The organism is Streptomyces sp. NPDC034037 (assembly GCF_055575715.1).
On the sequence record NZ_JBVISC010000008.1, the window covers coordinates 132328 to 145081 of the forward strand.

The window sequence follows — 12754 nt, forward strand, 5'->3', positions numbered from 1 at the left end:
CTGGCGACAAAGCCGCTGATCAGCGCGTTGACACCCACCGCGCCCCTCAAGAGACCTTCCTCAGAGCTTGCCTCGGAGGTTGCCTGCAAGCTCGCCTCAGAGCTTGTCGAGCTCCAGGTCGGCGAACGCCTTCTCGGCGACCTCGCGGCCGCGCGCGGTGAAGTCGCCCTTGCCCGGATAGCTCACGACCAGCTTGTACAGGTCGCCGCCCTTCGTCTTGTAGTACAAGGCCTTCAGTTCGCGGGGCCGGGGGTGCTGGCTGTCCGTCGAGGAGTACACGACGGTGTTCTGCGCGGCCTTCTCGCCCCGGAACTCCGTCTCGTCCGGCGAGGTCTTGGGAGCGGGGTCGGAGGCCATGCCCTGGTCGTAGCTGCCGGACTCCTTGAACTGGGCGTCCTCGTCGTACATCTGCGCGGCGGCGGTCCCGGCGATCGCGCTCTCGTCGTCGGCCTTCTTCAGGAGCCTCAGGGAGATCGATATGGCGCCGCTCGGGTCGGTGTAGCTGACCCAGTGCGCCTTCTCGTCCGAGTTGTCGTCCTCGTACTTCTCGTACCCCTTGGGCGCGGGGACGCGCGCCGCCAGCTCCTTCGACCCGTGCTTCTCCCACCCCCCGTCCGCGTCCGAGCCCCCGAAGGGGTTCAGGGCCACCAGCACGCCCGCCGCCACCACCGCGACGACCACCCCGGCGACGACCGCGAGCGCCTTGCGGCTCAGGAAGAGGCCCTTGCCCCGAGGGACGTTGCCGCCGCCCGCGACGGTGACGACCCGCGTCGGCGCCGGCAGCGGGGGTCTCGCCGCCTCCTCCAAAAGGGCGCGCACCCGCGCCGCGTTCGGGCGCTGCGCCGGGTCCTTGGCCAGCAGTCCGTTGATCGCCTCGGCGAGGGGGCCGGAGGCCGAGGCCGGCGCGGCGGGCGTCGCGTTGAGGACGGACTGGAGCGTCGCCGGGGTGTTGCTGCGGCGGAACGGCGAGACGCCCTCCGTCGCCGCGTACAGCACGACGCCCAGCGACCACAGGTCGGACGCCGGTCCCGGCCGCTGCCCCAGCACCCGCTCGGGGGCGATGAACTCGGGCGAGCCGACGAAGCCGCCGGTGTCGGTCAGATTGGTCTCGCCCTCGATCTGGGCGATGCCGAAGTCGGTGAGGACGACGCGGTCGTGGTGGCCGAGCATGACGTTGTCCGGCTTCACGTCGCGGTGCAGGATGCCCGCCTGGTGCGCGGCGTCCAGGGCGTTCAGGACGTCCAGGCCGATCCGTGCGGCGTCCCGGGCGCCCAGCGTGCCCTCCTGGAGCGCGGCGCCCAGCGAGCGGCCCTGGACCAGCTCCATGACGATCCACGGCTGCCCGTCCTCGACCGCCACGTCATGGACGTTGACCACCGCGGGGTGGTCGAGGCGGGCCGCGGCGCGCGCCTCGCGGCGCATCCGCTCGAAGGCGTTGGCGCGTTCGCGCTCGGGCAGGTGGTCGGGCAGGCGCGGCTCCTTGACCGCGACCTCACGGTCCACCGTCTCGTCCTTGGCGCGCCACACCGTGCCCATGCCGCCGTGGCCGAGCTTGGCCAGCAGCCGGTAGCGGCCCGCGACCACCCGGCCCGCGCCGGACTCGGGCGCCGCCGGCCGGTCCGGTACGGGGTGCTCCGGTACGGGGTGCTCCGGTACGGCCTGGTGCGGCGCGGGCCGGTGGGGCGCGGCCGGGGCGGACGGCGCGGGCTGGGCGGTCTGGGCGTAGGGGTTGCCGGGGTGCGCGGCGCCGCCGTTCGGGCCGGGACGCCGCGGCGGCTGGAGGCCGAAACTGGTGGGCTCGTAAGGGCCGTAGGAGGGTCCCCCGTCGTTACTCATGCCCCCATGAGTACCTTGCCGGACACCCCGCTTTCCAGCCAGGGCGCCCAGTTGTGACCGGGGCGATGCACGCCGTGCGCCGGGAGTCCGACGCGGGCCCGCCGCCGATCGCGCGGGACCTCACCCGCGTACGAACATGCGGGACCTCACCCGCGTACGAACGTGTCGACGGCCGTGTCGAAGTATTTCCGCGTCTGCTCCGCCTCCTCGGCCGGCCCCGAGACCTGGACGTCGTACCTCCGGCCGCCCTCCTCCCAGCAGAGGTCGTAGGTGTGCCGCTCGCCCCGGGGCACGTCCGGGCCGTCCCAGGTGAACTCCCACAGGGCGGCCGGGCGGCCGTTGCGGGTGGTCTCGGTGACGCCGCCGTTGCGGTAACCGGGGTTGCGCCGCGCCCCCTCGGCGGCGGCGCGGCGCTGCGCGGCGAGCGGGCCGCCCGGCCGCGGGTCGTCCTCCGTGATGCCGATGCGGTAGGTGGCGCCCGGGGAGACGTAGGAGATCCGTGGCCCGTCGACCTGGCGGGCGAAGCCCGTCGGCACGGCGATCGTGAAGCCCTCGGGGTCCCGCGCCAGGCGGTACCCCTCGGGCGGCTGGGGCGTGGACGGCCGGGGCGCGGACGGCGCCGGTGTCCGCGTGCCCCGGCTGACCGTCACGGTGGGCCTGGGGCCGCCGACGGTGGTGGAGGGGGAGGCGGAGTTGCCCGGCGTCCCGCCGTCCGCGTCCCGGCCCCACAGCAGCGCGGCGGCCGAGACCCCGGCCCCGGCCACGGCCGCCGCCAGCGCCGCGGCGACCAGCATCACCCTGCCGTGGCGCTCGCGCGCCTCGACGGCGCCGTGGCTCGCCCTGCCGTGCTCCGGCCGCCAGAGCGGCATGCGCCCCGTGTCGACGTACGCCTGGAGCAGCCGCTGCGCCGCCACCCCGTCGAGGCGCCGCCGGGGGTCGCGCTCCAGGAGGCCGAGGACGGCCGGCAGGAGCGGCGCCGCGCTCTCCGGCGGGCGGATCTCCTCGTAGACGACGGCGTGCAGGACACCGCCGATGGAATCCCTGCGGAAGGGTGACTCGCCGGCCAGCGCGGTGACGAGCAGCGCGCCGAGCGACCACAGGTCGGACTCGGGGCCGGTGTGTTCCCCCGCGATGCGCTCGGGCGCGGTGTACTCGGGCGAGCCGACGAACGAGCCCACTTCGGTGAGCGTCGTCGCCCCGGTGACCTGCGCGATCCCGAAGTCGGTGAGAACGGCGCGGCCGGTGGCGGCCTCCAGGAGGACGTTGGCGGGCTTCAGGTCGCGGTGCAGGATGCCCGCCTCGTGGGCGGTGCTCAGCGCGCCGAGCAGGTCGATGCCCATCCGGGCGACGGTGTCCGCGTCGATCGGGCCGTGCCGCGCCAGGTGCCCCGCGAGGGAGCCGCCCTCGATCAGCTCCATGACGATGTACGGCTGTTCGTCCTCCACGACGACGTCGTGGACGACGACGATGTGCGGATGGCGCAGCTGCGCCACGGCCCGCGCCTCGCGCAGGGTCCGCTCGCGCGCCTGCGAGGCCTCGGTGTCGGAGAGCGTCTCGTCCCGCTCCAGCTCCTTGACGGCGACCCCGCGCCCCAGGAGCAGATCGGTGGCGCGCCAGACGACACCCATGCCGCCCCGGCCGAGCCGGGCCTCCAGACGGTAACGCCCCGCGATCACACGGGCGTTGCCGCCCCCTGGGTGGTCTCCCGGGCTCCCCATGCGGCCATCATGCCCCACACGTGTGCGAACGGAATGGCACTCACCGCGCGGCGGGCTGGTTCCGGCCGTCGCCGCTAGGGCAGGTTTCGAAAGTCCCGTCTACCTGCCTGCGGGCGGACGACGCTACTTTCGAAACACGCCCTAGGCGCGCTCAGCCCTCCCGCCATCCCCTCAGCATCGCGTCGAACCGCTCCCGGGTGACGTCCCAGCCGGCGGCGGGCGCCGACATGTAGAGGACGTACTCGGTGCCGTCACGGCCGATATACGTCTGTGAGATCGCGCGGCGCGGGCCCGCCGTGGTGTCGTTCGAGCCCGCCGTCCAGCTGAACTCCCACAGGGCGCCCGGCCGGTCGCGGAACGTGTTGGAGTTCAGGTGCAGCCGCCGGTACCGGGGCAGCTTCGCCCGCAGGGGTTTCTCCAGGGCGAGCTGATGCAGGTAGGGGGTCTCGTACTGCGGTTTCCCGTCGACGGCGACGCGCAGGAAGCGGCGTCCGCCGTCGGGCGTGTAGTCGGTCTGGTTGCCGTCCACCTTGCGCTTCCAGCCCTTGGGCAGCCGCAGGCTGAAGCCGTTCGGGTCGTGCACGCGCGGCCAGTCCTGCGGGATGCCGCCCACGGTCCGGCCGGCGTCGTCGTCGATCCCGGCGGCCTGCGCCCGGTCGTCGCCGCCCCCGGCCTGACCCGTCAGCCGCAGGAAGCCGAACACGCCACCACCGCCGAGCAGCGCGGCCACGACGGTGAGCGCGGCGACGGCGGCCAGGCGGCGGCCCCGCCCGGGAGCGGACCTGTCAGACGCCTCCGACGCCGACGGGGTGCGTCCGGGCGCCTGCCCGGCGTGGGCCACCGTGGCGGTACCGCCGCCGCCGTCCCCGCCGGCACCTTCCACCACCGTGCGGGAATCGGCGCCGTGCGCGGGCTGCCGCCTCTTGGGGTGCGTCTGCGTCGACACGTACGCCTGCGCGGCGCTCGGTCTGCGCCCCTCCGCCGCCTCGGCGAGCATGTGCTCGGCCTCCTCGGCGCTGGGCCTGGCCGCCGGGTCCTTGCGCAGGAGGGCGCTGATGACGGGCGCGAGGGCCCCGGCGTGCTCGGGCGGGGCGGGCTCCTCGGTGACCACGGCCTGCATGGTGCCGATCGGCGAGGTGCGCCGGAACGGGGAGTTGCCCTCGACCGCCGTGTACAGCGTCGCGCCGAGCGCCCACAGGTCGGAGGCCGGGCCGGGGTTGGAGCCGCTGACCCGCTCGGGCGCCAGGTAGTCGACGGACCCGACGACTTCCCCGGTCCGGGTGATCGTGGCGTCCCCCTCGATCGCCGCGATGCCGAAGTCGGTGAGCAGGATCCGCCGGTCCCGCGCCAGCAGGACGTTGCCCGGCTTGACGTCGCGGTGCAGTACGCCGGCGGTGTGCGCGGCGCGCAGGGCCTTGAGGGTCCACAGGCCGATGCGGGCGGCCTCGACCGACTCGACGCGGCCCTGCTCCTTGACGGCGTCCGCGAGGGAGCGGCCCTCGACCAGCTCCATCACGATCCAGGGCCGGTCGTCGTACTCCAGTACGTCATGGACGGTGACGACGGCGGGGTGGTTGATCCGGGCGGCGGCCCGCGCCTCCGTCTGGGTCCGCGCGAAGAGGACCGCGCGATCGGCCTCCTGCACGAACTGCACGGCCGTCAGTTCCTTGACGGCGACGGCACGGTGCAGCACCTCGTCCCGGGCGCGCCACACCCGCCCCATGCCACCGCGGCCGATGGACTCCCCGAGTCGGTAGCGGCCCGCGAGGAGCAGGCCTTGGCTCTGATTCACGTTCCCCCGCAATGGTCTTGACATGAGCCAGGTTAGGGAGGGGACGGCGCGCAGGGAACCACAGGGGTCCAAGGAGACCCCGATGTGACACCGATCGGCGCTCTTGTCGCTCTTGTGCCGTCGATCGGCACTCTTGTCGCTCTTGTGCCGCCGGCAAGCGTGCGGCCGTGACGCTAGCCGGTGCCGCGGCCGGTGCTCTGATAGGTCCTCGCGGCCTGCTCGTACAGCCGCGTGACCTCGTCCCTCTCCGCCTCGGGGCCCCGCACCTGCACCACGTGGTACTTCCCGCCCACGACCAGCACGAGATTGCGTACGTAGACCTCGCGGCCCTGCGCGTCCTGCCAGGTGAACTGGCCCTCGGCCATGGCCCGTCCGCCGACGTCGATGCGCCGCATGCCGCTGGAGGTCGCCCAGGAGGAGTCCCGGAACGGCTGGAGCTCGCGCTCGTGCTCGCGCTGGTACTTCATGGGGTCGCTGCCGTAGCCGTCGGTGGTGTCGCGGCCCGGGACCACCAGCAGCTCGAAGCCGCCGTGGGCGTAACGGACCTGGCCCCGGCCGTTCTTGCCCTGCCGGTCCCAGCCGCTCGCCACGGCCACGCGGAACCCCTCGGTGTCCTTGCGCAGGGTGAAGCCGCGCGGCAGTTCGGGGCCCCCGGTCTGTGCCTCCTGCGAACTGGGGCTGTTGCCGGACTTGCCCTCGTCCGTGCCGTCCTTGCCCGAACCGTCGCCTCCGGGGCCGCTCTTGCCGTCGTCGCCCGTGTCACCCTGGTTCTCGTCGTGGCTGGGGCCCGGGCTCACCTCGCCCGCGCTCCTCGCGCCCTCGCCCCGCCCCCCGTCGTCGCCCTTCGGCAGGAACAGCATGGCGTACGCGACCGCCGCGACGAGGCCGACGAGGATCGCCAGGAGCAGCAGCCGCCCCAGCGAACGGGGCCGCGCCGGGCCCTGCCCCTGCGGCACCCGATCCGGCCGGGTCTCGCGGAGCGGTGCCTCCTCACGGAGCGGGCGGGTCTCGTGTGCCGGCGGGGTCTGGCGGAGTCCGCGCTGCTCATGGGGGGCGCGCGGCTCGCGGGGGGCGCGCGGCGGCCTCGCGGAGCGGACGTCCTTGCCCCGCCCCCGCTTGTGCCTGCCGTGCCCCTGGCCGCCGGCGGCGGCGGGCGCGGCCGTGCGGCGCCTGCGCACGATCTCGCCCCTGCGGCGTACGACGGGCAGCCGTCCGGCGTCGTACGGCGGCACCGGCACGACGTGCGCCCCGGCCTCCGGCTCCGGCGCGGAGCGCACCAGGGAGCGCAGCCAGCCGCCGGCCTCCTCGAAGTCGAGTCGCTCGGTGGGGTCCTGACGCAGCAGGGACTCCACCACGGGCCGCAGCGGTCCGCACTCCTCGGCGAACGCCGGCGGCTCGGCGCACACCAGTTGTACGAGCTCGGCGGTGCTGTCCTCGGGGTAGGGCGCGTGGCCCTGCACCGCGCGGAAGAGCAGGGCGCCCAGGGCCCACAGGTCGGTGGCGGGGCCGATCGGGGCGGCGAGCTGCCAGTTCTCGTGCACAGGCCCGGCCTGTTCGGGCGCCCACCGCTCGGTGACGGCCCCGACGACCACCATGCGCGCGTGCCGGGCCCGCTCGGCGTCCAGCGCGGTGGCGGGCCCCCGCCGCCCTCCCGGCTCCCCACCAGGCGCGCCCCAGTCACCGTGCGCCCCGTACGGGTCGGACGCGGATTCGGCGGCTACCGGGCCCGCCTGGCCCGGAGGGGCGGCCGAGCCGCTCTGGGCGGTGGGGCTCATCTCGGCGCCGGGGCCCATGTCACCGGCCGGGCCGTCACCGCTTGACCGAGGCCCGTACGGACCGGCGCCCCCACCCCGCGGCACCGCCCCGTGCCAGGTCTTCGTCTCCCCGACGCCGTAGGGATCCGAGATCCGCCCGGCCGTCCCCGCCCCCCCGGCCCCACTCGCCCCGAAGCCACGGTCCCGCCCACCGCCGGTACCGGCCCCGGGGTCACCTTCCTCGCCCCGCCGAGGCCCCGGCCCCCCAGCCCCACTGGCGCCAAAGCCGCGGTCCCGCCCCACGCCGCCGGTACCCGCCCCGTCGTCGCCTTCCTCGCCCCGCCGAGGCCCCGGCACCCCGGAGGTGTTCTCGTCCACCCGGGCGGCCGCCCGCGCCGCCCCCGCGCGGTAGGCCGCGATGGACGCCCCCCGCGCGGCCCGCGCCGCGTTACGGGCCGAACCCGCGGTCTCGGCCGCCTCCGTCGCCCGCACGGCCGACCGCACCACCGCAGCCGTGTCCTGGCCGGACGGCTCGAGAGCGGGCTCGACCGCCGCGCCCCCCGCGTCACGCCCGGCGTCGCGCCCGGCCTCGTACGCGTCCCCGCACCCGGCGTCGTACGCGTCCTCACCCCACGTCGGCCCCCCGTAGGCCGCCACGTTTCCGATCGACCCCGCCGAACCGGCCGCCTCCCCCGCCTCCACGGGCCGGGGGTCGTACCCGCACAGCGCCTCCTCGGCCGCCCCGGCCGCGAGCCCCGTCAGCATCACGCGGCCGTCGTCGCAGATCAGCACCGTGCGCGCGGTGATGTTCCGGTGCACCCAGCCATGGGCGTGCAGCACGCGCAGCGCCGCGAGGACGTCCGCCGCGACCTCCGCCGCGCGGTAGGGGCTGAGCGGCCCGTCCGCGAGAAGTGCCGCCAGCGGCCGCGCCGCCACCAACTCGCTGACGATCCACAGCGAGCCGCCCTCCGCGAACACGTCGAAGACCTGGTCGAGCCGGGGATGGTCCGGTATCTGCGCGGCGGTCTGCGCCGCCTCCATCGCGCGCCGCACCGCCGGGTCCGTGGGACTGCGCGTGGTCCGCGCCGCGGCCCGCCGCACCCCGGCGCCGCCCGCGCCCGCCCGGGGCACGAACCCCTCGGGCAGGTCGTCCTCCTCCAGGACCTCCGCCTCGACGATCTCGGGCAACGGAACCTGCCGAACCAGGACTTCCTGCCCGCTGTAGGTGTCGAAGGCGCGCGATTCGGCGAGTTCGTACTCGTCCGAGGGCGGCAGCGGCAGGCGGTAGCGGTCGGCGAGGACTCGTCCCGCGTAGTCGTCCACGATGCCTCCCCCGTCCGCCCGGTGGTCAATTCCGTTCGTCTTGTGGCTCGTTGCGGCCGCTCACGGTGCGCCGACCTTCACGATACGTGCCGTGGGCGAACCGCAATGAGGGGATACGAGATCTCACGACCCGAAATCCCGGCTCACGACTTCGGCTGGAACGTCCTCGTGAACGTCCGCCACGTGTCCCGCCGCTGATCGCTCTTCCAGTCGTCGGCCCTGGCCGTGTACATCATTCCGTAGCCGAGCCCGCCGTTGACGACGAAGCCGCGGTCGACGGACCGGTACTTGGTCCCGGCCTCCACGTAGGTGAATTCCCAGTCGGCGGTGTCCCACCCACGGAAGTCCACCTTTTCTATCCGTATCCGGTCGTACTGCGACCGGATCATGTGCAGTTCCTGGTTCTTCCAGTCCGCCACCGGGTTGTCCTTGGGCGTGCCCGTCCAGCCGATCAGCAGCTTCTGGCCGTCGGGCCCGGTGAACCGCGCGCCCGCCCTGCCGGTGGTCTGGAACTTCCACCCCTTCGGCAGCCCGATCTTGAAGCCCTGGGCGTGCTCGTACGTCGACGCGGCGCCGTCCTGCGGCTCCTTGCCGTCGTCCTGGCTCGGGTCGTGCCCCTTGCCCTCGTCCGAGTCGGAGTCCGAGCCCTTGCCCGGGTCCGTGCCCTGCCCTTGGCCCTGCTCCTTGTCGTCCCCGGAGCCTGACCCCTTGCCCGTGTCCTTGCCGGCGTCCTTACCGGTGTCCTTGCCGTCCTTGTCCTGGCCGCCACCGGTGCTCGCACCACTGGACGCGGCCTTGCCCCCGCCTTTGCTGTCCCCGCCGGAACCGCTGTCGTCCCCGCTCGTGAGCGCGAAGGCCAGCACCGTGCCGAGCACCGCGAGCACGGCCACCACGCTCACTATCACCAGCGTCCGGCGCGGCACCACATCGGTGAGCGACGCCTTGGGGGGCACCCGCGGCGAGACACCGGGCGGCGCGCTCGGCGCCGGCGGCACGGTCGCGCCGCTCCCGGAGGCAGTGATAGACCCCGAAGACCCTGCGGACCCTGCGGACCCCGCGGACCCCATGGCGCCCGTGGCCGCCTCGCGGACCGACCGCAGCGCGCCCTTCAGCCGGTCGGCGGTGTCCTCGCCCTTGCGTCCGGCGGACGCGGCGGACGCCGTGGAGGCACCGGCGGCGCCGACCCCGGCGGCCGCGGCGGACTTCTTCGTCAGCCGGGCGGGCATGCCCGCTCCGACGCCCTTGGCGGGCTTCGGCGTCGGCGGCACCGGCGGCAGGGGCACGACCTTCGTCGCCTCGACCGGCTCCACCTCCGGCGCGTGGATCACGTCCATCAGCAGCGCCCGCGCCCCGGCGTCGTCGAGCCGCTGCTGGGGGTCCTTGGCGAGCAGGCCGTAGATGACCTTCTCCAACGGCCCCGCGTTCACGGGCTTGTCGACGTCCTCGGTCATCACCGCCGTCAGGGTCGCGATGGCCGACCCCTTGTCGTACGGAGGTACGCCCTCGACGGCCGCGTACAGCAGTCCGCCCAGCGACCACAGGTCGGCCGCGGGGCCCGGCTTGTGCCCGCGGGCCCGCTCCGGCGAGATGTACGAGGGCGCGCCGACGAGCATGCCCGTCGACGTGATCGACGGGTCGCCCTCGACCTGCGCGATGCCGAAGTCCGTGAGCACGACCCGGCCGTCCTCGGCGATCAGCACGTTCGACGGCTTCACGTCGCGGTGCAGGATGCCCTCGCGGTGCGCCGAGCGCAGCACGTCGAGGATGGCGAGGCCGACCTCGGCCGCCCGCCTCGGGGTGAGCACCCCGTCCTCACGGATCGCCTCCGCGAGGGACTTGCCCTCGACCAGCTCCATCACGATCCAGGGCCGGTCGTCCTCGTCGACCACGTCGTAGACCGTCACCGCGCTGGTGTTGCGGATGCGCGCGATCGCCTTGGCCTCGCGCAGCGTCCGCGTGATGAGCCGCCGCTTCTCCTCCTCGTCGATGCTCGAGGGGAACCGCAGCTCCTTCACCGCGACCGTACGGCCCAGCGTCTCGTCCTTGGCGCGCCACACGGTGCCCATGCCGCCGCGGCCGAGCACCTCTCCCAGCCGGTACCGGCCGGCGAGGAGACGTTCGCTCTTGTCCCGACGGGCCTCACCCGTCTGCTCCGCGTCCGACATGCGTCCCCTCTGCTGTACCGCTGCTACCCGCGCAACCCGCCCTGACAGAGCCTTCATTGTCCCTTACCCGGGGACCGGCCGGCGCCCAGGGTCCACCGTCCCGCATGCTGGACCGCGCGCGGCCAGGGCCCGTCGTGCCGACACCCCGTTCCCCGGCGGCCGTTGCCCTCCCGGTCGCCCCTCCGCGCGCCGCCCGAGGGACCGCCGCGAGCCATGACGCCGGCCACCGACGCCACTCTTCCCCTGCTCAGCGGCCGAGGCAAGGCCCCGGCCGCGCCCCTCCTGTCCCGCGCGCGGTCCGCGGCCCTCCCCCGCACCGTCCGTCAACTTCCGTCACCGGCGCCCAAATCGGCACAACAGCCTCATCCGGCAGGGTCCACCCGCCCGGCCCCGGTCAGCCGAGCGGCACGATGTCCGGCGCCCCCAGCCGTGCCGCGTCCGCCGTCAGGTCGTCCGGCTGGCGCTGCGACTCCCGCTCGGCCTCCACCCGCTTCTCGTAGTGCTGCACCTCCCGCTCGATCTGGTCCTTGTCCCAGCCGAGGACCGGAGCCATCAGCTCGGCGCACTGCCGGGCGCTGCGCGTCCCCCGGTCGAACGTCTCGATCGAGATGCGCGTACGCCGCGTCAGCACGTCGTCCAGGTGACGGGCGCCCTCGTGGGAGGCGGCGTAGACGATCTCGGCCCGCAGATAGTCGTCGGCCGCCTGGAGCGGCTCGCCGAGGGTGGGGTCGGCGGTGATGAGTTCGAGCACTTCCTCGGCCAGCGAGCCGTACCGGTTCAACAGGTGCTCCACGCGCACGACATGAAGGCCCGTCCGGGCGGCGATCCTCGCGCGGGCGTTCCACAGCGCCTTGTAGCCCTCGGCGCCGACCAGCGGGATGTCCTCGGTGACGCAGTCGGCGACGCGCTGGTCCAGGGCGTGTACGGCCTCGTCGACGGCGTCCTTGGCCATCACGCGGTACGTCGTGTACTTGCCGCCCGCGATGACGACCAGGCCGGGTGCCGGGTGCGCGACCGTGTGCTCCCGGGACAGCTTGCTGGTGGCGTCCGACTCGCCGGCGAGCAGCGGCCGCAGGCCGGCGTAGACCCCCTGGACGTCGTCGCGGGAAAGGGGCACCGCGAGCACCGAGTTCACGTGCTCCAGCAGGTAGTCGATGTCGGCGCTCGATGCCGCCGGGTGGGCCTTGTCGAGGTCCCAGTCCGTGTCGGTGGTGCCCACGATCCAGTGCCGCCCCCAGGGGATGACGAACAGGACGCTCTTCTCGGTCCGCAGGATCAGCCCCGTCGAGGAGTTGATCCGGTCCTTGGGCACCACCAGGTGGATACCCTTGGACGCCCTGACGTGGAACTGCCCGCGCTCGCCGACCATCGCCTGGGTGTCGTCCGTCCACACGCCCGTGGCGTTCACCACCTGTTTGGCGCGGATCTCGTACTCCCCGCCGCCCTCCACGTCCTGCACACGGGCGCCGACCACGCGCTCGCCCTCGCGCAGAAAGCCGGTGACCCGCGCGCGGTTGGCGACCTTCGCGCCGTACGCCGAGGCGGTGCGCACCAAGGTGGCCACATAGCGGGCGTCGTCCATCTGCGCGTCGTAGTACTGCATCGCGCCGACCAGCGCGTCCTTCTTCAGGCACGGGGCGACGCGCAGGGCGTGCCGGCGGGTCAGGTGGCGGTGCATGGGCAGGCCCCGGCCGTGCCCGCGTGACATCGACATGGCGTCGTAGAGCGCGACGCCCGATCCGGCGTACAGCCGCTCCCAGCCCTTGTGCTGCAAGGGGTACAGGAACGGCACCGGCTTCACGAGGTGCGGGGCGAGCCGCTCCAGGAGCAGGCCGCGCTCCTTGAGCGCCTCCCGCACGAGCGCGAAGTCCAGCATCTCCAGATAGCGCAGTCCGCCGTGGATCAGCTTGCTCGACCGGCTCGAGGTGCCCGAGGCCCAGTCCCGCGCCTCGACCAGGCCGGTGGACAGGCCCCGGGTGACCGCGTCGAGAGCCGTCCCGGCGCCGACCACCCCCGCGCCGACGACCAGGATGTCCAGCTCCCGGTCGGCCATTCCCGCAAGTGACTCGGCACGCTCGGCCGGCCCCAGTGTCGCTGTCCTCACCGCTGCCTCCCGCTGTGATCGGGTGTGGTCGGACTCACATCATGCCCAGATTTCCCGCGCGC

Annotated in this window: 6 protein-coding genes; all 6 read right to left on the minus strand. The window is 74.2% G+C overall.

The window, feature by feature from the left end:
- Positions 1 to 96: 96 nt before the first annotated feature.
- Entirely contained in the window at positions 97 to 1836 is a 1740-nt protein-coding gene (locus ACZ516_RS26845) for a serine/threonine-protein kinase (protein WP_469011975.1), read from the minus strand.
- A gap of 146 nt (positions 1837 to 1982) precedes the next feature.
- Positions 1983 to 3554 (minus strand): serine/threonine-protein kinase, encoded by a 1572-nt coding sequence (locus ACZ516_RS26850; protein ID WP_469011977.1) that lies wholly within the window; start codon positions 3552 to 3554, stop codon positions 1983 to 1985.
- 151 nt (positions 3555 to 3705) lie between these two features.
- Positions 3706 to 5277, minus strand: a complete 1572-nt coding sequence (locus tag ACZ516_RS26855; RefSeq protein WP_467465344.1) for a serine/threonine-protein kinase — start codon at positions 5275 to 5277, stop codon at positions 3706 to 3708.
- A gap of 242 nt (positions 5278 to 5519) precedes the next feature.
- Entirely contained in the window at positions 5520 to 8423 is a 2904-nt protein-coding gene (locus tag ACZ516_RS26860; protein ID WP_469011979.1) for a protein kinase, read from the minus strand.
- A gap of 143 nt (positions 8424 to 8566) precedes the next feature.
- Complete coding sequence (locus ACZ516_RS26865) at positions 8567 to 10588, minus strand: serine/threonine-protein kinase (RefSeq protein ID WP_469011981.1); 2022 nt, start codon at positions 10586 to 10588, stop codon at positions 8567 to 8569.
- 394 nt (positions 10589 to 10982) lie between these two features.
- Positions 10983 to 12692 (minus strand): glycerol-3-phosphate dehydrogenase/oxidase, encoded by a 1710-nt coding sequence (locus ACZ516_RS26870; RefSeq protein ID WP_358589614.1) that lies wholly within the window; start codon positions 12690 to 12692, stop codon positions 10983 to 10985.
- Positions 12693 to 12754: the final 62 nt, after the last annotated feature.

Excerpts from the sequence above, each read along its gene's own strand:
- ACZ516_RS26845 (WP_469011975.1), bottom strand. The coding sequence starts at position 1,836 with ATGAGTAACGACGGGGGACCCTCCTACGGCCCTTACGAGCCCACCAGT.
- ACZ516_RS26850 (WP_469011977.1), bottom strand. The coding sequence starts at position 3,554 with ATGGGGAGCCCGGGAGACCACCCAGGGGGCGGCAACGCCCGTGTGATC.
- ACZ516_RS26855 (WP_467465344.1), bottom strand. The coding sequence starts at position 5,277 with ATGGGGCGGGTGTGGCGCGCCCGGGACGAGGTGCTGCACCGTGCCGTC.
- ACZ516_RS26865 (WP_469011981.1), bottom strand. The coding sequence starts at position 10,588 with ATGTCGGACGCGGAGCAGACGGGTGAGGCCCGTCGGGACAAGAGCGAA.